Annotated in this window: 20 protein-coding genes and 1 tRNA gene; 20 read left to right on the forward strand and 1 reads right to left on the reverse strand. The window is 60.3% G+C overall.

What is annotated here, in order from left to right; translation table 11 throughout:
* Window positions 1-2 precede the first annotated feature (2 nt).
* The gene (gene aroF / locus ABHR63_RS06530; RefSeq protein ID WP_035138595.1) at window positions 3-1,025 is read right to left on the reverse strand and encodes a 3-deoxy-7-phosphoheptulonate synthase; all 1,023 of its coding nucleotides are present in this window, start codon (window positions 1,023-1,025) and stop codon (window positions 3-5) included.
* A 204-nt stretch (window positions 1,026-1,229) separates the two neighbouring features.
* Between aroF and ABHR63_RS06535 the strand changes: the two genes are divergently transcribed.
* The 20 genes from ABHR63_RS06535 (at window position 1,230) to ABHR63_RS06630 (ending at window position 22,085) form a co-directional block, all read left to right on the forward strand.
* Window positions 1,230-1,306: transfer RNA gene (locus ABHR63_RS06535), tRNA-Arg, on the forward strand.
* A 76-nt stretch (window positions 1,307-1,382) separates the two neighbouring features.
* Window positions 1,383-4,106, forward strand: coding sequence for an HAD-IC family P-type ATPase (locus tag ABHR63_RS06540; protein ID WP_346965112.1), 2,724 nt, complete (start codon window positions 1,383-1,385; stop codon window positions 4,104-4,106).
* Window positions 4,107-4,209: 103 nt separating this feature from the next.
* Window positions 4,210-5,352, forward strand: coding sequence for a zinc ribbon domain-containing protein (locus ABHR63_RS06545; protein ID WP_035138591.1), 1,143 nt, complete (start codon window positions 4,210-4,212; stop codon window positions 5,350-5,352).
* Between the two features lie 107 nt (window positions 5,353-5,459).
* A complete protein-coding gene (locus ABHR63_RS06550; RefSeq protein WP_006236059.1) occupies window positions 5,460-6,002 on the forward strand; it encodes a peptidylprolyl isomerase in 543 nt (180 codons plus the stop codon).
* An 11-nt stretch (window positions 6,003-6,013) separates the two neighbouring features.
* Window positions 6,014-7,318 (forward strand): tetratricopeptide repeat protein, encoded by a 1,305-nt coding sequence (locus tag ABHR63_RS06555; protein WP_346965914.1) that lies wholly within the window; start codon window positions 6,014-6,016, stop codon window positions 7,316-7,318.
* Between the two features lie 127 nt (window positions 7,319-7,445).
* Window positions 7,446-8,477, forward strand: coding sequence for a rod shape-determining protein (gene mreB / locus ABHR63_RS06560; RefSeq protein ID WP_006236061.1), 1,032 nt, complete (start codon window positions 7,446-7,448; stop codon window positions 8,475-8,477).
* A gap of 78 nt (window positions 8,478-8,555) precedes the next feature.
* Window positions 8,556-9,497: a rod shape-determining protein MreC gene (gene mreC, locus ABHR63_RS06565; protein WP_195246017.1), complete on the forward strand. Its 942-nt coding sequence runs from the start codon at window positions 8,556-8,558 to the stop codon at window positions 9,495-9,497.
* A gap of 11 nt (window positions 9,498-9,508) precedes the next feature.
* The gene (locus ABHR63_RS06570; RefSeq protein ID WP_138112715.1) at window positions 9,509-10,075 is read left to right on the forward strand and encodes a rod shape-determining protein MreD; all 567 of its coding nucleotides are present in this window, start codon (window positions 9,509-9,511) and stop codon (window positions 10,073-10,075) included.
* A gap of 13 nt (window positions 10,076-10,088) precedes the next feature.
* Window positions 10,089-12,158, forward strand: coding sequence for a penicillin-binding protein 2 (gene mrdA / locus ABHR63_RS06575; RefSeq protein ID WP_271731241.1), 2,070 nt, complete (start codon window positions 10,089-10,091; stop codon window positions 12,156-12,158).
* Between the two features lie 9 nt (window positions 12,159-12,167).
* Window positions 12,168-13,394, forward strand: coding sequence for an FtsW/RodA/SpoVE family cell cycle protein (locus tag ABHR63_RS06580; protein ID WP_346965113.1), 1,227 nt, complete (start codon window positions 12,168-12,170; stop codon window positions 13,392-13,394).
* Between the two features lie 18 nt (window positions 13,395-13,412).
* Entirely contained in the window at window positions 13,413-14,342 is a 930-nt protein-coding gene (locus ABHR63_RS06585; RefSeq protein ID WP_035138588.1) for a YcjF family protein, read from the forward strand.
* 10 nt (window positions 14,343-14,352) lie between these two features.
* Window positions 14,353-16,230 carry a TIGR03960 family B12-binding radical SAM protein gene (locus ABHR63_RS06590; protein ID WP_161144681.1) on the forward strand — a complete coding sequence of 626 codons (1,878 nt, stop codon included), beginning with the start codon at window positions 14,353-14,355 and terminating at the stop codon, window positions 16,228-16,230.
* Window positions 16,227-17,039 carry a TIGR03936 family radical SAM-associated protein gene (locus ABHR63_RS06595; RefSeq protein ID WP_117745946.1) on the forward strand — a complete coding sequence of 271 codons (813 nt, stop codon included), beginning with the start codon at window positions 16,227-16,229 and terminating at the stop codon, window positions 17,037-17,039. Before ABHR63_RS06590 ends, ABHR63_RS06595 begins: the two co-directional genes overlap by 4 nt.
* 67 nt (window positions 17,040-17,106) lie before the next feature.
* The gene (gene rplU, locus ABHR63_RS06600) at window positions 17,107-17,481 is read left to right on the forward strand and encodes a 50S ribosomal protein L21 (RefSeq protein ID WP_035138585.1); all 375 of its coding nucleotides are present in this window, start codon (window positions 17,107-17,109) and stop codon (window positions 17,479-17,481) included.
* A 33-nt stretch (window positions 17,482-17,514) separates the two neighbouring features.
* Window positions 17,515-17,772: a 50S ribosomal protein L27 gene (gene rpmA / locus ABHR63_RS06605; RefSeq protein WP_006236075.1), complete on the forward strand. Its 258-nt coding sequence runs from the start codon at window positions 17,515-17,517 to the stop codon at window positions 17,770-17,772.
* A gap of 85 nt (window positions 17,773-17,857) precedes the next feature.
* Window positions 17,858-19,324 (forward strand): GTPase ObgE, encoded by a 1,467-nt coding sequence (gene obgE, locus ABHR63_RS06610; RefSeq protein ID WP_192923878.1) that lies wholly within the window; start codon window positions 17,858-17,860, stop codon window positions 19,322-19,324.
* A gap of 3 nt (window positions 19,325-19,327) precedes the next feature.
* On the forward strand, window positions 19,328-20,005 hold the full coding sequence (gene nadD / locus ABHR63_RS06615) for a nicotinate-nucleotide adenylyltransferase (RefSeq protein WP_089573445.1): 678 nt from the start codon (window positions 19,328-19,330) through the stop codon (window positions 20,003-20,005).
* 87 nt (window positions 20,006-20,092) lie between these two features.
* The gene (yqeK, locus tag ABHR63_RS06620; protein WP_192923881.1) at window positions 20,093-20,626 is read left to right on the forward strand and encodes a bis(5'-nucleosyl)-tetraphosphatase (symmetrical) YqeK; all 534 of its coding nucleotides are present in this window, start codon (window positions 20,093-20,095) and stop codon (window positions 20,624-20,626) included.
* Window positions 20,627-20,654: 28 nt separating this feature from the next.
* On the forward strand, window positions 20,655-21,110 hold the full coding sequence (gene rsfS, locus ABHR63_RS06625) for a ribosome silencing factor (RefSeq protein WP_138374982.1): 456 nt from the start codon (window positions 20,655-20,657) through the stop codon (window positions 21,108-21,110).
* A gap of 225 nt (window positions 21,111-21,335) precedes the next feature.
* Window positions 21,336-22,085 (forward strand): transposase, encoded by a 750-nt coding sequence (locus ABHR63_RS06630; protein ID WP_161144683.1) that lies wholly within the window; start codon window positions 21,336-21,338, stop codon window positions 22,083-22,085.
* The last annotated feature ends 123 nt before the right edge of the window (window positions 22,086-22,208 follow it).

Below are 22,208 nucleotides of genomic sequence, written 5' to 3' on the forward strand. Positions count from 1 at the left end.
GGCTACTCCATGGTCTCTTGGCAGACGACCTCGCGGATGGCGCGAATGCGGCGCATGGTGTCGTCGAACTGGTCGGGGGTGAGGGCCTGAGCGCCGTCGGACCATGCGCGGCTGGGCTCGTCGTGGACCTCGATCTCCAGGCCGTTGGCGCCGCAGGCGGTCGCGGCGAGCGCCATGGGCTCAACGTAGCGGGTGTAGCCGGTGGCGTGGCTGGGGTCGGCGACGACGGGCAGGTGCGACAGGTGGTGCAGAACCGGCACGGCGTTGAGGTCGAAGGTATTGCGGGTGCGGGTCTCGAAGGTGCGGATACCGCGCTCGCACAGGATGACGTTGTCGTTGCCCTCGCTCATGATGTACTCGGCTGCCATAAGCAGCTCGTCGATCGTGCCGGACATGCCGCGCTTGAGCAGAATCGGGGTTTGGGTCTTGCCGACCTCCTTGAGCAGGGGGAAGTTCTGGGCGTTGCGGGCGCCGATCTGCATGACGTCAATCTTCTTGTCCAAGAAGACCTGCACGTCGCGTGGATCCATGATCTCGGTGACGATCGGCATGTCGAGCTCGGCAGACGCCTCGCACAGCAGGTCGAGGCCGGCGGGGCCCATGCCCTGGTAGGCGTAGGGGGAGGTGCGGGGCTTGTAGGCACCGCCGCGCAGCATCGTGGCGCCGGCGGCCTTCACGCGGCGTGCGATGCGGATGAGGTTCTCGCCCTCGACGGAGCAGGGACCGGCGATGACCTGGAACTGGTCGCCGCCGATCTTGACGCCGTGACCGCAGTCGATGACGGAGTCCTCGGGGTGGAACTTGCGGTTGGCGCGCTTGAACGGCTCGGAGACGCGCTGCACGCGCTCGACGACATCCATGGACTCGAGCAGGAACGGGTCGATCTTGGTCGTATCGCCCACCAGGCCGATAATCGTCTCATTCTCGCCGCGCGAGACATCGGTCTTCAGGCCCTTTTTCTCAATCCAGCTGACGATATGGCCGACGGCCTCGTCGCTGGCGCTCTGCTTTAAAATTGCAATCATGGTGTGCCTCTCACCTCGATGGATAACTTTTGCAAAAACGGCCCGCATCGCGAGCCGTGTATATATGGTGCATGAGAGTTTATACTATCTGACTCGCTTTTGCCTTCTAAAGTGGGCCGTTGCGCCGCGTCTTCCTCGGAATTGCAAAGCTTTTTCTTTTATTTTGATAGCCCGTGGTGCACTTGGGTATAATGCCAAACGTTGGCCCTATTAGCTCAGGGGATTAGAGCGTCTGCCTCCGGAGCAGAAGGCCGTTGGTTCGAATCCAACATGGGGCACCATCGAACGTAAGACCGTCCGAACCTCGCATGGTCCGGGCGGTTTTTCTTATACCGACGCGACGTGATGGGACGTGGTATGGCAGCAACGGATATCGAGCGCGGACTCTCAACCGCCGAGGTCGAGGAGCGTATCGCCGCCGGTAAAATAAACCGCAACATGGAACTCAAGACCAAGTCGGTCAAAGAGCTCATCATCGAGAACCTCTGCACGCTGTTCAATTTGATCAACGTGATCTTGGCTTTCCTGGTCATTTTGACCGGTTCGTTTAAGAATCTGACGTTCCTGTTCGTGGTGTTCTTGAACACCGCTATTGGCGTCATTCAGTCCATGCGTTCCAAGAAGATGGTCGATAAGCTCACGCTGCTGACCTCCAAGAAGGCCATCGCGGTGCGCGACGGCGCCGAGGTGGAGCTCGGCCTGGACCAGATCGTGCTCGACGACATCATCCGCTTGGGGCGCGGCGACCAGATTCCCGTCGACGCCGTGGTGGTGTCGGGCGAGGCGCTCGTGAACGAGAGCCTGCTGACGGGCGAGAGCGACCTTATTAAGAAACAGCCAGGCTCTGAGCTCATGAGCGGCAGCTTTATCGACTCGGGCCTGCTGCGCGCCCGCGTGATCCATGTCGGCGCCGACAACTACGTGGCCAAAATTAATAACGAGGCCAAGTACGTCAAAAAGGTTAATTCCGAGATCATGAACGCGCTGAACGCCATCGTGCGCTTTGCGAGCATCATCATGATCCCGCTCGGTTTGGCGTTGTTTGCCTCGAGTGTGAGCGAGCTGTGGGATGCCGCGGGAACCCCGGGCGATAGCGCGCTTTCGTGGTGCTTCTCCGAGCTGTTGGCCGGTCATGTGCCTTCGTCGGCGCTGCTGTCCACGGTGGGCGCCCTGCTGGGTATGATCCCGCAAGGCCTGGTGCTGCTGACTTCGTCGGTGCTCGCCATCGCCACGGTGCGCCTGGCCCGCCGCAAGGTGCTGGCACAGCAGCTCTACTGCATCGAGACACTCGCTCGCGTCGACGTGCTGTGCCTGGATAAGACGGGCACCATCACGTCGGGCCGCATGGAGGTCGAGGGCACGTATCCGCTGCCGGTTGAGGGCGTGAGTCTAGGCGCCGGCTCGGACGAGGCGGCCGTTCCCTTCGATACCACGGTGCTCGATTTTGCACTGGCTAACGTCGCGCGTGCGACTTCGGCCGATGCCAACGAGACCTGCCAGGCGCTGCTCAACTATTACGCCGACCGCCCGGTCGAGGTGTCTGAGCCGCTGTCGGTCATTCCGTTCTCGTCCTCCAAAAAGTGGAGCGGCGCGTCGTTTGCGCAGGGCTCCTATGTGATGGGTGCGGCGCAGTTTGTGCTCTCTGATCGTGTGTTTTCGCAGGTCGAGAACCGTGTCGCCGAGCTTGCCGATACCTGCCGCGTGCTCGTGGTGGCGCGCGTGGACGGCTTTACGCCCGATGGCGATATGGTGGGCGAGGCCGAGCCCGTGGGCTTTGTGACCATCCGCGATGAGATTCGTACCTCGGCGGCCGAGACCATCGGCTACTTTAACGAGCAGGGCGTGACCCTCAACGTGATCAGTGGTGACGACCCGCGTACGGTGTCGTCGATCGCGCGCGTGGTGGGCGTGCCGGGGGCGGACGCTTATGTGGACGCCACGACGCTCGATACGCCGGCCAAGCTCGATGCCGCAGTGGACCGCTACCATGTCTTTGGTCGTGTGACCCCGCAGCAGAAGCGCGAGCTCGTGCAGGCGCTCAAGCGCCGCGAGCACACCGTGGCCATGACGGGCGACGGCGTCAACGACGTGCTGGCGCTCAAGGAGGCCGACTGCTCCGTCGCCATGGCGGCCGGCTCCGATGCCGCGCGCAACGTGGCCGAGATCGTACTCGTTGACAACGACTTTGCCTCGATGCCCGCCGTGGTGGCCGAGGGCCGTCGCTCCATCAACAACCTGCAGCGTTCGGCGTCGCTGTTCCTGACCAAGACGCTGTTCTCGATGGGCCTGGCGGCGCTGTGCATCGCGCTGCCGCCGTACCCCTTCGAGCCCATCCAGATGACGCTCATCAACTTCTTTTGCATCGGCGCGCCGGGCTTTGTGTTGGGCCTGGAGCCCAACAATGCTCGCGTGAAGGGTGCGTTTTTGAGCAACGTACTCAAGCGTGCACTGCCGGCGTCGATTGCGGTCATTTTGGCTGCGGCACTCGATATCTTTGTGGCGCGCGTGTTTGGCTTTAGCCAGCTCACACTGTCTACGATGTGCCTGCTTACGTCGTGCGCGGCGAGCGTCAGCCTGATCTGGCGCATCTCACAGCCTCTCACGCCCTTACGTGTGGTGCTCTTTGTGTTTGTAGTCGCCGGCATCCTGGTGGGCGTTATCGGATTCCCGGAGCTGCTGTCTATTGCTAACCTGTCGATGGGCCAGATGGTTATCTTGGCTGTCATCGTGGTCTTTACCTGCTCGGTGTTCTTTAAGCTCGCCACGATGATGGATTCGCTCAAGCCGCGTCGTCGTCATGCCGCAACTGGTTTTGGCCGCGGTGTGCGCGTCCGCCTGGGTCGCGGTGGCGGCAAGGTGAGCTCGACGGGCTCGACGGCCGAACGTTTTGCCAAGCGCGTCGCCGCCGACATGGCGCAGCGCCGCGAAGATCGCACCGCTCGCGAGGCCGAGGCCCGCGCACTCGAGGGCGTGGCCCAGGCCCAGCCCAAGAAAAAGAAGAGTACCGGAGCCAAGCGCTCTCGCGTGACCAAGTCCGCCCAAGGCATCAAAGTCTCGATGCCAAGCAAAAAGAAGAAGTAACTACGCGCCCTGCCGATGTTGAATTGGTGCCTTGCTCCTGTGGGGCCGTGGCGATGTTATGCTCTAACCTCGATTGTTTGAATTGCTTCGAAAGGAGGATGCCGTGATCTGCCCGCATTGCCTTAAGACTATCGAGGACGGCGCCTCGTTCTGCCCCTACTGCAACGCCTATGTGGGTCCGGGCGATGGTCCCGAGCACACCGAGTTCGTGTTCTGTGAGGGCTGCGGTGCCCGTCTTTCTCCGCATGATCGTACATGCCCCAAATGCGGACGCCCCGCTCCGGGTATCCTCTCCGAGGACGCGGCCGCATCCGACTTGGCTGCGGGCCGCACGGCGGGTTTTCCGCGCCTAACGCAAGAGCAGATCGATACCGAGGTGCCGCATGCGCCCGCCTCGGCTGCCGCGGTTCTTTCGGATGCCGCCGACCCCAATGAGACTTGCGTGCTGCCGGCTTTCGATAAGGATTTCGGTATCCCCAAGGTCGACATTCCCACGCCCGTTTCCCTGCACGACGATGCTCAAAAACCCAAGCGCAAGGTGCACCCCGACGAGGACGCCTATCACAAGCACAAGCGTCATATCCCCAAGCCGCTCATCGTCATCGCGGTCCTTGCCGTCGTGTGCGGTGGTGCGTATTGGTTCGTGACGGCCGATCCCATGGGTGTCATGCCTGGCTTCTATGACCAGTTTGGCCAGGCCGCGCAGACGACCTTCCCCACGCGCCAAAAGGGCGAGGCGACTGAGGACGATACCAAGCAGGACGATTCTGCCGAGGTGGTCCAGGAAGAAACCGTGCTTACCGATGATCAGCTCTATACCAGGCTCGACGGTCTGTATCAGACCATCGTGTCCTACGGTGACGAGGACCAGATCGGCGAGGTCATCGATTCTTTTAACAATGGCTATCTTCGAACGCCGCTGTCCACCCGTCAGGAGCTGTCGCAGAGTGCCTACGCCCTGCGCGACCAGATCAAAAAGACGCAAGATGAGCTTAACAACCTTAAGTATCAGGACGATACGGTCTATGCGGATGACATCGCCCACTTAAAGCAGCTTGCCGAGTGGATGTACGAGCGTGTCGACGTGATCTGTCAGAGCTGGGACATCTCGCTGGCCATTCCCGATGGTGAGTCGATGAGTTCCCACCAAAGCGATATCCTGGCGCCCATCGCGCAGGGCGGCAACAGCGCACTGAACCAGTACGACGCCAATGTGGGTTCCTGGAAGCCGCAGCAGCGTTCCTAAAATTAGTTCGCCATAGTCGGCATAACCTACGTGCGCAATTGATGTAAGCGCATGCTTATTGCTACAATTCGAACAAATATGCTTTAAACGCACGAGGAAGGAACCACATGTTTGGTTTTAAGAAAGAGCTCTACACGCCCGAGTATCAGCTTGCCGGCGACGAGTGCGCCGTTATCGAGACGTCGAAGGGTACCATCAAGGTCAAGTTTGACGGCGAGGGCGCTCCCATTCATGTCGCGAACTTCTGCGAGCTTTCTACGATGGGCTTCTATGATGGCCTTAAGTTCCATCGCTATGTGCCCGGTTTTGTCATCCAGGGCGGCGACCCCAATACCCGCGATATGTCCGGCGCCGACGTCGCCGCTGGTCTTGAGGGCCCCGACGGCATGCCTGGTACCGGTGGCCCCGGCTACTGCATCAAGGGCGAGTTTGCCACCAATCCGCGCAACAGCCATGTCGATGGCGCCCTTGCCATGGCACGCTCCATGGACCCCGATTCCGCGGGTTCGCAGTTTTACTTCTGCCTGGGTGCCCAGCATAACCTCGATTCCGGTTACACCGTCTTTGGTACCACGGTCGAGGGTCTCGATGTGATTTCGCAGCTGCGTGCCGGCGACGAGATCGTTCATGTCGAGATCGTTCACGAGTAAAGGGGACTTCCTTGAATAGCCAGCTGATCCAACAGGGCCGCGCCGCTTACCGCGCGGGTGATTTTTCCGCTGCAGCCCAGATGCTTGGGGCGGCAAAGACTCCCGATGAGATTATGGGCGAGGCCGATCACCTTCGTGGCAACGCCTTGATGCACCTGGGCATGTATGCCGAGGCCGCCGAGGCCTATGCCGCCGCCCTCAACGACGGCACCTATGGCAAGCGCGGCGCGCTGCTCACCAACCGCGGCAAGGCGCTCGCCGCCGTGGGCGACTACACGACGGCCGCCCAGGCGTTCTCTGCCGCTACGCAGGATGCTTCCTATGCCACGCCGTTCAAGGCCTATCTGGGCCTGGGCAATGCGCTGTTCCAGTCGGGCGACTATGCCAACGCGGGTACTGCCTTCCGTCAGGCTGCCATCGACGGCGCCAATCCGGCTCCTGCCGCCGCACTCGGCGAGCTTGGACGTTGCTTCATTAAGCTCGGCCGTCCGGCGGATGCCGTGGAGACCTACCGCACGGCTATCGACTTTGCCGGCCCCCGCGACGACACGCGTGCGCTCAACGCCGGCATGGGTCAGGCGCTTTCTGCCGCCGGCCGTCCCTCCGACGCACTCGACGCCTTTAACGCCGCTACTGCCGATGGCATCTACCAGCTCACCTCCGAGCAGGCCGATGAGCTTGCCCGCGTGCACGATTCGCTTGCCGCGCTGTCTGCCCAGACGGCTATGGCCACGGCTCCGGCGCCCGCGATGGACGCCCCTGCCGTCGATCCGCTCGATCCTACGGGCGCGACCGGTCAGTTTATGCCCGATCCCTCGGACACCGGCTTCTTTACGCTGTCCGAGTCCGAGATGGTCCAGCAGGACCGTCAGGATCGTAAGCAGGGCAAGGTCCGTCGTCGCCATCGCCACACGGGTCTCAAAGTCTTCGTCGTGCTGCTTCTGCTCATTTTGATCGCAGTGGGCGGTCTTGGCTTTGCCTACACGCGCGGCTTTGGCTTCCCGTCCCAGGAGTCTGTCGTTACCGATCTGTTCCAGGCTGCCGGCGACGGTGACACCGCAAAGGCCGAGTCTTACCTGGCCTCGAGCCTGTCCGAGGACGCCAAATCGATGATCATCTCCTCGATTCCGCAGGGTGCCACCGTGTCCGTCGAGGGCATGGATCAGTCCATGACCGAGACGGCCGCCAAGGTGAAGGCATCGCTGTCCAAGGGCGGCGAGCAGGAGTACACCGTCAAATTCGTGCGCTCCGACAACCATATCGGCTGGGCCGTTTCCTCGCTCGATATGGATTTCTCGGCTGCTGACAACCAGTAGTGACCTTATGGGATTTAGCTTTGCCCGGCGCTTCACCGCAAGTGAGGTGCCGGGCTTGCGCTAGTATGATGAGCTAGTAGTTTTCCAGCAATCATCCAACACATCAGGAGTTGCGTTGTTTTCTTTGATGGATATGTTCTTCGGTAGCTATGCGGGCGATCTTGCCATCGACCTCGGCACCGCAAATACGCTTGTCTCCGTGCGCGGCAAGGGCATCGTCATCCGCGAGCCCTCCGTCGTCGCCATCGACAAGAACGACGAGCGCATCCTGGCGGTCGGTATCGAGGCAAAGCGCATGCTCGGCCGTACGCCCGGCAACATTGTGGCCGTTCGTCCCCTGAAGGACGGCGTCATCGCCGACTTCGATGTTACAGAGGCTATGCTTCGCTACTTTATCGACAAGGCGTCCGAGAAGCGCTATCCGTGGACCCCGCGTCCGCGCGTTGTCGTCTGCGTTCCCTCCGGTGTCACGTCGGTCGAGAAGCGTGCCGTCTTTGAGGCCACGATCCAGGCCGGCGCTCGCCAGGCCTATCTGATCGAAGAGCCTATGGCCGCCGCTATCGGCGCCGACCTGCCCGTCGAGGAGCCTACCGGCTCCATGGTCATCGACATCGGTGGCGGTACCACCGAGGTTGCCGTTATCGCTATGGGCGGCATCGTCGTCTCGCAGTCCATCCGTATTGCCGGCGACGAGTTCGATCAGGCCATCCTCACGCACGTTCGCGATGCCTACAACTTGGCCATCGGCGAGCGTACGGCAGAGGACATCAAGATCAAGGTCGGCTCCGCCGTGCCGCTCAAGGACGAGCTCGACGTCGAGGTCAACGGCCGCGACGTGATCACCGGTCTGCCCAAGACCGTGCGCATCGAGAGCGAGGAGATTCGTCGCGCACTCAACAAGCCGCTCGACGAGATGGCCAAGGCCGTCAAGGACGCGCTCGACGCTACGCCTCCCGATCTTGCCTCGGACCTTATGTACTACGGCATTTTGCTGACCGGTGGCGGCGCGCTGCTGCGCGGTCTCGACGTGCGCCTGCGCGATGAGACCGGCGTTTCGGTCAACGTCAGCCCCACGGCGCTCGATAACGTTGTTAACGGCTGTGCCCGCGTGCTCGAGGCCAATGCGTTTGATGGCGGCTTCGTCCAGACCAATGCTTAATTTCCAAAAGGTGGATTCCATTTGGCACGATCTTCGGGTTTCTCCACAAATCTGAATACCAAGCGACAATCAACGGGTATGCGCCCGTTGATTGTTTTCAGCCTGATTTCGGTGTTGCTGCTCACGTTTTATATTCGTGAGGGCGAGGCTGGGCCGATTCATGCCGTGCGTTCGGGCGTAACGACGATTACCTCGCCGGTGCGCTTTGTGGGTTCGGCTGTGGCGGCTCCCTTCAATGCCATCGGCAACGTGTTCTCTAACCTTACGGCGTCGCAGGACACGCTCGACGAGCTTAAGAAGCAAAACGAGGAACTGACCTCTAAGGTTGCCGAGCTCTCCGAGTCTCAAAAGACCGCCGAGCGTCTGGAGGGGCTGGTCGGCCTGCAGTCGACCTATAACCTCAAATCGACCGCTGCTCGTATCGTTGGTGCCTCGGGCGATGCCTGGACCTCGACCGTTACCATCGACAAGGGCTCTGCCGACGGCCTTACCATCAACATGCCCGTGACGAGTTCTGCCGGTGTTATCGGCCAGATCATCGAAGTCTCGGCCAAGACGTCCACCGTGCGCCTGATTGGCGACGAGAACTCGGGTGTGTCCGCCATGGTACAGGACACGCGCGCCCAGGGCATGCTGCAGGGTCAGGCTGACGGCACGCTGCGTCTTGAGTACGTGAGCGTCGACTCCGACGTTAAGGTTGGCGACATCATCGTGACCTCGGGCATCGGCGGTGTGTTCCCCAAGGGTCTACCGCTCGGCACCGTCTCGTCGGTTGAGAAATCGGCAAACGACGTGTACTACACCATTGTGGTGCGCGCTCAGACCACGGCCGAGAACAACGAGGAAGTGCTGGTCATTACCTCGCTGACCGATGAACAGTCGGCCTCGGATGAGGACGTGAGCACGGCCAACAGCACGCCGCAGGGAACGTCGCGCGATGCTGCAACCAAGACGAAGGACGAGAGCTCGGATGACAGTTCCGACACGTCCGAGATGACCGATTCTGGCTCGAACGAATAGGGGGCATGTCCATGGATCTACACGAGCAGGGGATGAGCTCCCGCACGTTTGTGATCGCCGCCATCGTGTGCGTGCTGCTGCAGGCAGGCCTGGCACCGCAGATCTCCATTGCGGGTGGTCGCGTCAACTTCATGATTATCTTGGTGTGCCTGAGTGTGTTCTCGGGCGACCCGACCCGTGCCGTCGTGTGCGGTTTTTGCAGCGGCTTGTTTTATGACCTGTCCGCTGCCGTGCCGGTGGGCATTATGTCGCTCCTGCTGACCGTGGGTTCTTTTGCCCTGGTGCACAGCGCCGTCGGTCAGACGGGCGGTACCCCAAGTGCGCGCGGCGTCACTGTGGGCGCCTTCGCGCTCGTCATTAATGTGATCTACAGCATCATCTTGCTGTTTATGGGTTTGGAGACGAGCTTTGTCGTGGCGATCTTCGGCCATGCGCTGCCGTCCTCGATCCTGACGGGTCTGGTTGCCATTCCGTTTTTGATGTCCGGCGTCGTGCCGCAGTCCGGCTATGGATTCTCCGCACGTGGCGGACGCCAGACGGGTATGCGCTTTAAGCCCAAGACCCGCAAGCTCAAATAGGGGAGGCCCGTAGATGTCTTCCCAGATGACGGTTATTATCGCCGGTATCGTGCTGGTTGTGGCCATCGTGGTCGCGCTGGTCGTCATGCGTCGTGGCGATTCCCGTTTTACCTACGATACACAGCATGGAACGGCCCCGCGCGCCACCGAGGGCGAAGGCAATACCGCGGCGACCGCCTTTAAGGGCCGCTTTTCCATCCTCACCACGGGTGTGGGCGCGATGTTTGCGGCACTTGCCGTCAAGCTGTGGGGCATGCAGATGGTCTCGTCGGACTATTACGAGAAGCAGGCCAATAGTAATCAGACTCGCACCGTTACCACACCCGCTGTGCGCGGTCGCATCCTCGACCGCAATGGCGTGGCGCTTGTCCAGAACCGTCCCTCACTTGCTGTCGTGGCCTACCGCGACCTTGCCGAGGATGAGGTTCTGGTTCGCCATCTTGCCAACGTGCTTGGAATGCCTTATGTGGCGGTCCTTCGCAATATTCAGGACAATACAGAGGGCGCTCAGAGCCTGCATACCATCGCGACGGACGTCCGTCGCTCCACGGTTGCCTATATTCAGGAGCATGCCGGCGAGTTCCCGGGCGTCAAGATTGCCGAGCGTACCGAGCGCCAGTATCCATACGGCGAGACGGCATGCCATATCTTGGGCTATACCGGCACCATTACCTCCGAGCAGCTCGAGGCCCAGAATAAGAAAACTTCTGGCGACGATGATGCTTCTGCTGGCAAGATTACGTACCAGTCGGGCGATATCGTGGGGCAGGCGGGCGTTGAGAGCTACTACGAAAACCTGCTGCAGGGTATTCGTGGCGAGCAGACCGTCAAGGTCGATGCCTCGGGCAACGTGACCGGTCAGGCCGGCGCCGTGCCCGCGAAGGCCGGCTCTGACATTAAGCTCACGCTCGACCTTAAGATCCAGCAGGCCTGCGAGACGGCGCTGGCGAGCGCTATCGAGCTTGCCAAGACCACTGGCTACAGCAATGCCGGCAACGGCGCTGTAGTGTGTCTCGATCCCAACAATGGCGAGATCCTGGGCATGGCGAGCCAGCCCAAGTTCGATCCGTCCGTCTTTATTGGCGGCGTCTCAAATGACGTGTGGACCGAGCTCAATGATGACAAGGGTTCGCACCCGCTGCTCAACCGCGCCATTAGCGGACAGTACATGTCGGCCTCGACCATCAAGCCGCTCTCGGCACTGGCCGGTCTTGAGTTTGGAACCTACACGTCGGGGCAGACGACCAACTGCACGGGTTATTGGACGGGTCTGGGCAAGTCGTGGGGCAAGTACTGCTGGCTGCATTCCGGCCACGGCACCATGACGCTGCAGTCGGGAATCGCCAACTCGTGCGACCCTGTCTTCTACGACATGGGCAAGGCGTTCTTTTATGACGAGCAACATCCCGAGGGTCTGCAGGAGGTCTTTCGTCGCTGGGGTCTAGGCAAGACCTGCGGTATCGATCTGCCGAGTGAGGGCGCGGGTCGTATTCCCGATGCCGAGTGGAAAGAGTCGTACTTCACCGACGCATCTGCCGAGGACCGCAAGTGGAATGCCGGCGATATGACCAACATCGCCATCGGTCAGGGCGACATCCTGGTGACGCCCCTGCAGATGGCGTGTGCCTATATGGGTCTTGCCAACGGCGGCAAACAGTACGTGCCTCACGTGTTTTTGTCTGCCGTGTCGCGCGATGGCGACGGCGATGCCTATAAGTACAACGGCAAGGGCAAGAAGAAGCGCCTGGAGGCCAAGATCAACAGCGATTCGGATTTGGCTCTTGTTCGCAACGGCATGCACGACGTGATTTACACGGCATCGACGTCCCTGGCGGCTCACTTTGGCACCCTGACGCCGCAGGTATACGGCAAGTCGGGCACGGGCGAGAAAAGTGGCGAGGATGAATACGCGTGGTTCTGCGCCTATGCACCGGCCGATGACCCCAAGTATGTCATCGCTACCGTCTTGGAGCAGGGCGGCGGTGGCTCAGATACCGCGATGCATGTCGTGCGCGACGTGCTCGGCGTGATTTATGACGAGCCCGATACCTCTTCGGCCTCGGGCGATTCTTCGGTTCGATAGGAGGTTGCGATGGATTTTTCTCCGGCGGATCTGTTCCGTTCAACCAAGACCGGCTCTCGCAGCAGCCTGGACCGTGTCAACAAGCAACTTTCGGCCTCGCGCGGCACGTTTCGCCAAAAGGTGCATATCGGTGTGCTCGTGGCTACTGTGGCGCTCGTCGCCTACGGTGCCATCATTATCTGGTCGGCTTCGCAGTTTAAGGCCGATGCCTCGTTCTCACGCCATCTGCTGGGAATTGGCATCGGGGCGGTGCTGGCGGTGCTCGTCTGGCGTACCGACCTGCGCGGTATTTCCAATTTCTCGACGGCGTTGCTCGTCATCGACCTGATCGTGATCTTCTCGCCCAAGATTCCGGGTCTGTCCTATACGGGCGGTCTGGGCATGACGGGCTGGATCAAGATTCCCGGTATCGGCTTGACTTTCCAGCCGGTTGAGCTTGCCAAGCTCATCACCATCTTCTTTATTGCTACGCTTGGATCGCAGTATAACGGTCGCATCGATACCGTTCGCGACTACGTCAAGCTCTGCGGCATGCTGTCCATTCCGTTTTTGGCCGTCGTTGCCATGGGCGACCTGGGCTCGGGCCTGGTCGTGCTGGTTTCGGGCGCCATCGTCATTTGTATGAGCGGTGCACGCCGCGAATGGGTGCTGTCGACCCTGGCCCTGCTCGTGGGCTTGGTGGCCCTCGTTCTGGCGCTCGATTCGGTCTTTGATTCGTTGCTCGGCCACGATGTGCTCATCAAGCAGTATCAGATGAACCGTCTGACGGTCTTTATCGACCCCGATAATGCCGATTCGGACGATGCCTACAACCTGCAGCAGTCGCTTATCGCCGTTGGCTCGGGCGGCTTCTTTGGTAAGGGTTTGGGCCATGCGACGCAGTCGGCCGGCGGCTTTCTGCCTGAGTTCCACACCGACTTCGTCTTCGCCTTTTTGTCCGAGACCTTTGGTTTTTGCGGTTCCTTTTTTCTCTTGTGCCTCTACGTGCTGCTGATCTTTTCGACGATTCGCGTCGCCTTTAAGTGTGAGTCGCTGTTCCTGCGTCTGTCGTGCGTAGGTATCGTCGGCATGTGGGCATTCCAGACCTTCGAGAACATCGGCATGTGCATCGGCATGATGCCGATTACCGGTATTCCGCTACCGTTTATTAGCTTCGGTTCGTCTTCGATGATGATCCAGCTGCTGACGGTGGGTATCGTACAATCCATATGGCGGCATCGTTCGGGCGCCGCGTAACCGCTGGAGGGGTTTGCTATGAAAATTCCCGTAGATAAGCTGACCCGCGCTTTTAAGATGGGCGCGTCCGTTAAGAAGGATTCCGATACGCCGGTGCGCGTCTCGGTCTATCTGGATTCGTCCGCCTCGCGCTTTCTGGCCGAGACGGTGCGTGACGCCTTTGTGCCGCAGACGACCTCGGGCATTGTGCGCGTCGAGCGTCTGGGGGAGGAGCGAATTGCTCCAAAGACCGATACCGATGTGGTGCTGGTGCTCTCGTGTGGTTCCGACCGCTTGGAGAGTGCCGTGCAGGAGCTCGTGATCGCCGGCGCGCCCGTGTGCGTGCTTGCCGAGTCTGCTGTGGAGGTGCCGTTTATCGAGGAGTCCACGCCCATGCTCGGTGTGGTGGCGGCAACCGATAAGACGTATCTGCTCGAGACGCTTGCCCGCTGGATTCTCGATCGCACCGACAAGGAAACGGCTTTTGCGGCGAACTTTGCCTTCATGCGCATCGCGGCGGCCAATCGTATCATCACCTCGTGTGCGCTCACCAATATGGCGACCGGGGCTTTGGTGTTTTTGCCGGGCACCGATTATCCCGTTATGGCGCTGGCGCAGGTGGGCATGCTCTTTGAGCTCGCTGCCGTCTTTGGACGCGGCATTAAGCCTGAGCGCGGCTACGAGGTCGCGGGCGTGCTTGCCGGCGGTCTTGTGATCCGCGCGGTCACCCGCGCGCTCGTCAAGCAGACGCCGCATATTGGGTTTGCCGTCAAGGCGCTCGCTGCTGCCGCGGGCACCTATGGCATGGGCCGTGCGCTCGTTTCGCTCTACGAGCGCGATGTCGACTACAGCCGTGCTAACGAGGTGGTCACTGCCACGTTTTCCCGCGTTCGCGATCTGGTGACTGCGGTCGCGGGCGCTACCCGTCCTATGGCGTCCTATCAGGACGCATCAGATCTCGCTGCTTAGGGGTTTTCCGTTGCGCGTTGCATACCAAGACTGTTTTCATTTAATTGAGCCGTTGCTCGCCAAGGTCGAGAAGCCGAGTCGCTATATCGATCACGAGTGGGGCACGCTTTCCAAGGCCGATGCCGACTACCGTTGCTGCCTGATCTACCCGGATGTGTACGAGGTCGGTCTGCCCAACCAGGGCATCGCCATCCTCTACAACATCCTTAACCAGGCCGAGGGCATCTCCTGCGAGCGCGGCTATGTGCCGTGGCCCGATATGGGTGACGCCATGCGCGAGGCAGGCATTCCGCTGCTGTCGCTCGAGGGTGCAGCGCCGGTCGCTTCGTTTGATATCGTCGGCCTGCATGTGCCGCACGAGATGGCGGTGACGAACTTCCTCGAGGCACTCGACCTCGCTGGTATTCCGCTGTTAGCGGCTGACCGCACCGAGGACGACCCCATTATCATCGCCGGCGGCCCCTCGGTGTACAACCCCGAGCCGTACGCGGCCTTCTTCGATGTTATCCTCATCGGCGAGGGCGAGGAATCGCTGCTCGAGACCTGCCAGTTGCATCGCCGTCTGCGTGACGAAGGAGTCCCGCGCGCGCAGATTGTCGAGCAGCTTGCATCCATTGCCGGCAACTACGTGCCGTCGCTCTATGAGGTTTGTCACGACGAGCCCTGCTCGCCGCATGGCTACACCGTGCCGCGTGAGGGCAAGGATGCGCCGACCGTGGTCTACAAGCGCGTCGTCGAGGATTTCGGCGCCACGAATCCGCTGTCGCAGTCGTGCGTGCCCTATGCGCAGCTGGTCCACGACCGCCTGTCTATCGAGATCCTGCGCGGCTGCGCCCGCGGCTGTCGTTTTTGCCAGGCCGGCATGACGTATCGCCCGGTGCGTGAGCGCTCGGCCGACCAGATCGTCTCGTCGGTGATTCAGGGTCTGGAAAAGACCGGCTATGACGAGGTGTCGCTGACCTCGCTCTCCACGACCGACCACTCCTGCATTCGCGATGTGCTCGGCAGGCTCAACCATCGCCTGGAGGATACGGGTATTCGCGTGTCTATTCCGTCGCAGCGCCTGGATTCGTTTGGCGTGGATATGGCCGAGTCGGTCGCCGGCGAAAAGAAGGGCGGACTGACGTTCGCGCCCGAGGCCGGCAGCCAGCGCATGCGCGACATCATTAACAAGAACGTGACCGAGGAGGACCTGGACCGTGCGGCCAAGGCGGCCTTCGAGGCCGGTTGGAACCGCATGAAGCTCTACTTTATGATGGGCCTTCCCGGCGAGCGCGACGAGGACATCGTGGCCATCGCCAATCTGGCCGATCACGTGCTGGAGCTCGGTCGTTCCGTGGTGCCCAAGGCTCGTCGCGGCTCGATCTCGGTGTCGATCTCGGTTTCGGTCTTTATCCCCAAGGCTGCCACGCCGTTCCAGTGGTGCCCGCAGCTCGACTACGACGACGTCAAGCGTCGCCAGAAGCTGCTCATCACGAGCGTTCGCAACCGTGCCGTCCGCGTTCATTACCACGATGCCGAGACCTCGCTCATCGAGGCTGCGCTGTCCCGCGCCGGTCGTGACATGACGCCCGTCATCATCGACGCTTGGCGCTCGGGCTCTCGCTTTGACGCCTGGGTAGAGCATTTCTCGCTCGATAACTGGAAGGAAGCTGCTGCCAAAAACGGCATCGACCTCAATGAGCTCGTGCACCTGCCCTACGAGTTGGACTGGCGCCTGCCGTGGGAGCACGTGAGCCCCGGCTGCACGCGCGGCTTCCTCGAGCGCGAGTACCGTCGCTCGCTCGAGGGCGTCACGACTCCCGACTGCACCCGCACGTCGTGCACCGGCTGCGGGATCTGCCCCACGCTCCACGCCAAGAATGTATTGATGGGTGATCGCGCATGAGTGAGCGCCTGACCGACAACCCCACGCTCTTTAGACTTCGTGTTCGCTATGGCAAGCGCGATCGCCTTAAGTACCTGGGCCATCTCGAAGTGATCCATACCATTGAGCGCATCGTGCGCCGTGCGGGACTTCCCTATGCCGTCACGCAGGGCTTCTCTCCGCACATGCGCGTGGGCTTCTCTTCGGCGCTACCGGTTGGTACGTCGTCGACCTGCGAGTGGTATGACCTGTTTATGACCGAGTTCGTGGCGCTCGACGAGGCGTTTGAGCGCCTGGCTGCGGCGTCTCCGGCCGATCTGGCGCCCATCGAGGCGGCGTACATCGACGTGCGCACGCCGGCATTGACGGCGCAGCTCACGCGCCTGTCGTATCGCATCGACTTACACCTGGATCCCGAGGCGCCCGTAAGCGCCGACGAGGTGCGTCGTGCGATCGACACGCTGCGCGCGGATCATGGCATCGACTACGCGCGCGGCAAAAAGAGCAAGCGCTTGGATTTGGATCACACGCTCGTTGGCTATGAGCTCACGGCGGGGGAGCGCCCGGACCATTTGGTTCTCATGCTCGACACCCATGCCGACAACGAGGGCTCTATGCGTCCGGAAATTTTGCTTTCTGCTGCTGATGTTTTGTTGCAGGGCTTGACCCCGGGCGTGGATGCACCTATTGTTTCCACCGGTATGCAAGACCTCGTGACCATCTGCTCCTACGATGTCGAGCGTCAGAATCAAGCATGCGAGGACGACGAGGGCCGACTCGTCAGCCCCATACCTGTGCGAACTTGTGGATTTGCTCCACATACTCGTTGACGGGGGTATTTTCGCCTGCTACTATATTCGGCTGTTGCACTAACTGATGCATGAAGGGCAAGTAAACATGTACGCAATCGTTAACACGGGCGGCAAGCAGTACAAGGTCGCCACCGACGATGTCATCACCGTCGAGAAGATCGAGGGCAATGAGGGCGACAAGGTCACCCTGCCGGTTATCTTCCTCAACGATGGTAAGAAGATCGTCACCGATCCCGACAAGCTGGCCAAGGCCAAGGTTACCGCTCAGATCGTTGAGCAGTTCAAGGGCGAGAAGCAGCTGGTCTTCAAGTTCCACAAGCGTAAGCGCTATCGTCGTCTGAAGGGTCACCGTCAGCAGCTCACCAAGCTGAAGATCGTGAAGGTCCAGGCTACGTCCCGCGCCAAGAAGGCTGTCAAGGCAGAGGCCGAGGCTGTTGCCGAGGCTCCCGTCGCCGAGTAGATTACACTCGTAACGAAAGAGTAGGTATACACAATGGCACACAAAAAAGGACTCGGTTCCTCCCGTAATGGCCGTGACTCCCGCGGTCAGCGCCTTGGCACGAAGCGCTATGCCGGCCAGACGGTAACCACGGGCACGATTCTCGTCCGTCAGCACGGCACGCACATCCACCCGGGTGAGAACGTTGGCCGTGGTAAGGACGACACGCTGTTCGCGCTGGTCGACGGTACCGTTGAGTTCCACAAGGGTATCAAGCACAGGGTCAGCGTACGCCCGCTCGCGAACGCGTAATTCACCCTTCATAGAGCACATATGTGGGAGGCACTTGAGTTTTAGGATTCAAGGGTCTCCCTCTTTTTTGTAGGAGGCGATTCTGTTGTCACAGTTCACCGATATCAGCCGCATTAACGTGTGCGGCGGCGACGGCGGAGCCGGATGCATGTCGTTTAGGCGCGAGGCATTTGTCCCCAAGGGCGGCCCCGATGGCGGCGACGGCGGTCGTGGCGGCAATGTCGTCATCCAGGCCGATGCTCAGCTGTCTTCGCTGATCGATTACCGCTTTAAGCATCACTTCCGCGCCGAGCGCGGCACGCACGGGCAGGGTGCCCGTCGTAACGGTAAGAGCGGCGAGGACCTGATTCTCAAGGTCCCTATGGGTACCGTGGTGCGCGAGCTCGATCCCGAGACGCAGACCCCGATGTTCGAGATTGCCGACCTGGTGCACGACGGCGAGCGCGTCGTCGTGGCGCCCGGCGGTGCCGGCGGTCTGGGCAACACACACTTTGTGACGTCGGTGCGTCGCGCTCCGGCCTTTGCCCAGCTCGGCGAGCCTGCCGAGGAACACTGGATCGAGCTCGAGATGAAGCTTATGGCCGATGCCGCGCTTGTGGGCTTTCCCTCGGTGGGTAAGTCATCGCTCATTGCGCGCATGAGTGCCGCCCGCCCCAAGATTGCTGACTACCCGTTTACCACGCTCGTGCCGAACCTCGGCATGGTGCGTGCCGGCGAATATTCTTACGTCGTTGCTGACGTCCCCGGTCTCATCGAGGGCGCGAGCGAGGGCCGTGGCCTGGGTCACCAGTTCCTGCGCCACATTGAGCGTACGGCACTCATCATGCACGTCGTCGATATGACGGGTGGTTTTGAGGATCGCGATCCGGTCGAGGACTATCGCATCATCAACCGCGAGCTCGAGCAGTATGGCGCCGAGCTTTCGGAGCGTCCGCAGATCGTCGTTGCCAACAAGTGTGATGCGCCGGGCACGGCCGACAAGATTGCCGACCTTAAGCGTGCGGCGCTCGACGATGGCCATATGTTCTTTGCCGTGTCTGCTGTTACGGGCGCCGGCCTCAACACGCTGATGCTTGCCGTGGGCGAGCAGGTGGCTAAGCTTCGCGCCGAGCTGGCGGTCTCTGATGAGCCGGTCGATCTGCGCGACGAGGAGTGGGAGCGTCGCCGCCTGCAGCGCGAGAAGCGTTTCCGCATTGTCCAGGAAGAGCCCGGTGCCTTCCGCGTGGTCGGTCGTGCCATCGAGCGCATGGTCATCCAGACCGACTGGGAAAACGAGGAAGCCGTCATTTACCTGCAGCATAAGTTTGCGCGTATGGGTGTTGACGACGCGCTCGAGAAGGCCGGTTGCCGTGCGGGCGACGAGGTCCGCATTTGCCAGCGCGCTTTTGACTTTGAGGGCGCCGAGGACTTCTCGGAGTACGAAGAGCTCGAGGATGCTGGCGAGGACGTTGCCGTCGAGGCCATTGACGTGGCCGATGCTGCGGATGAGGGCGTCGAGGTTGTCGATGCGGCGGATGCCGAGGACGATGCCGAGACCTCGGAGGGCGAGTAAGCCATGTCGCTGCGCGGTGGAATCGGTCTGCCCGAGCTTCCTCTAGAGGACGGGCAGGAGTTTAGGCTCGGCATTATGGGTGGCACCTTTGATCCCATCCATTACGGGCACCTGGTGACCGCTGAGCAGGCGCGTGAGTCCCTCGACTTGGATGCCGTGCTCTTTATGCCGGCGGGCACGCCTGCCTTTAAGCTTGACAAGCCGGTGACGCCTGCCGAGGATCGTTATGCCATGACGGTCCTCGCCACCGCCGCGAACCCGGCCTTTTTGGCGAGCCGGTTCGAGATCGACCGCCCGGGCGTAACCTATACGGCTGATACGCTTCATGCCCTTCGCGACTTTTACCCGCCGCAGGTAAAGCTCTACTTTATTACGGGCGCCGATGCGATTATCGATATCGTGACCTGGCATGATGCCGAACGAATCGCTGAGCTTGCTACCTTTATTGCGGCGACACGACCGGGCTTTGATATCGATACAGCGCGTGCCCGAATCAAAGAGTCGGGGCTGCCGTTCGACGTGCGCTATATTCAGATTCCGGCGCTGGCGATCAGCTCGACGAACATTCGTAAGCGAGTTGCCCGCGGCATGAGCGTGCGCTATCTTACGAGCGAGTCCGTGCTCGGCTACATTCGCAAACGCAGGCTATATGCCGATTTGGGCCAAGAAGATTTTGAGTGATGGGGGTCTACGTTGTCGGTAGAGGATCAGTTTGAGGGCGATGAGCGCGCACTGCTCAAGCGCATTCAAGAGCTGCTCGATGTTCGCATGAAGGATAAGCGCAAGCGCTATGTGCATTCGCTGGGTGTTGCCGAGACCGCACTTCATCTGGCCGAGGTCTACGGCGTTGACCGCTTTGATGCCGCTGCCGCCGGCTTGATCCACGACTGGGACAAGGTGCTTTCCGATGACGAGCTCGTGGCCCGCGCGCTTCACTATGGCATCAAGGTTGCCGGCTCTCCTTCGGCCGCGACACCGCTGCTGCATGGCCCAGTTGCCGCCTATGAGCTTCCGCAGCTTTTTCCCGGGCTGTCGCCGGCGGTCTTTCAGGCTGTCGACCGTCACACCGTGGGAGCTTGCGACATGACGCCGCTCGATATGGTGGTCTTTGTGGCCGATGCCATCGAGCCCAACCGCCACGGCGACTATGCGCATGCGCTGCGCAAGATGGTGGGGGAGTCGACGCTCGATGAGTTGTTCTTCTCCTGTTTTGCGCAGGGTTTGGTCTATGTGATCCAGTCCGGGCGTTATCTTTATCCCACGGCTATTACGATTTACAACCATTACGCCCAGCTACGCTAGCTCGGGTGCGTCTAGAAAGAGGTATTCCATGGCCGACGAGACCATGACTGACGAGCAGATTCTCAAGGATGTGGAGCACAAGAGCTTCGCCGCCACGTCCGACCGCACCGCCGCCTCGCTGTCCGCGAGCGGTGTCGCCGCCGAGGATGTCGCCCGCGCCGCCGCGCAGGCCGCCTACGACAAGAAGGGCGAGGACGTTCAGGTGCTCGACCTGACTGAGCTTTCCGATGTGTGCGACTACTTTGTCCTTGCTACCGGCACCAACAACCGCCAGGTTGATTCGATCGTCGACGAGATTGAGGAGAAGGTCGCCGAGGCTTGCGGCGAGCATCCGTTCTCCATCGAGGGCCGCGAGCAGAAGACTTGGATGCTCATGGACTACGGTTCGGTTGTCGTCCACGTCTTCACTCCCGAAGCCCGCGACTTCTACCGCCTCGAGAAACTCTGGGGAGACGCCCCCCAGCTCCCCCTCAATCTCCTCTAGTAGCTCATTTGAGACGGGGTTTAGCTACCCTCACGCATATCGCCGGGCAGTTGCGGTTTTCCGCAGCTGCCCGCCTTTCTTTTTGCCCAAAGTAGCTAATTTGGGACGGGGCTTTTTTAGCTACTACCTACCGTTCGCCGATAGAAGCGAGTTGCGGTTCATTGCGTGATATTTAGCTTTCCGACTCGGGTAACGTATTTGTTATCTGTAGAGGAGGAGATGCGTATGACTCGGACCGCGCGGGAAATCTCTGTTTACGGCTATTACCATGTCGTCCAAAAGGGCTGTGGTGGTCAGCTGATATTTGAGGATGCCGATGATCGGATATATTTGATTCGGTTGCTTGCCTCGAAATGCCGAAAATACGACGTCAATATCATTGCTTGGTGCCTTATGGACAACCATATTCACTTGTTGCTAGATGATGAACATGTTCACCTGAGCGATTGCATGCACTCTGTTACGACTGCATATGCGATGTATTTCAACGCGAAAACCGGACGGAAGGGACCAGTTTTTCAGGATCGATTTAAGAGCGTGCCGATTCTTAACGATGATCAGCTGCTCAACTGTGTGAGATATATTCACGATAATCCTGCGAAAGCCAGGATTGGGACTGCTTCACTATATCGTTGGAGCAGTTTTAGCGAATATATGGGATACCCGGGTATTTGTATGACTGAATGTGTGCTAGGTTTGCTCGGAGATTCTCAGAGATTTTTTGCTTTCAGTACCTCGGGAGAACCGAATCGATATTGCTTCCGTGACGGCGCTCATGTGAGCGACATAGATGCACTGGAGTTTGCACAGGCTCTCCTTAAACCGTATGAGCCTCACCACCTTAAAGATTTGCCTAAAGCCGTGCGCGACAACTACATCCGTACGCTCAAAAACGAGGGCTTTTCGATAAAGCAGATCGTGCGCCTCACGGGCATCGGTCACTGCACGATTCAGAAGGTCAAGCTCGATCAGTAGCTATTTGGGACAGAGTTTTGTTGCGGCGGGCAAACCGGACATCCGGGGTAGTCAATTTGGGACGGGGCTATTTTAGCTACCCCTATATATCGGTTGAGATTCATTCGGCCTAATTCATTCACC

This window comes from Collinsella aerofaciens, from assembly GCF_039752775.1.
In the GTDB taxonomy this organism is placed as follows: domain Bacteria; phylum Actinomycetota; class Coriobacteriia; order Coriobacteriales; family Coriobacteriaceae; genus Collinsella; species Collinsella aerofaciens_R.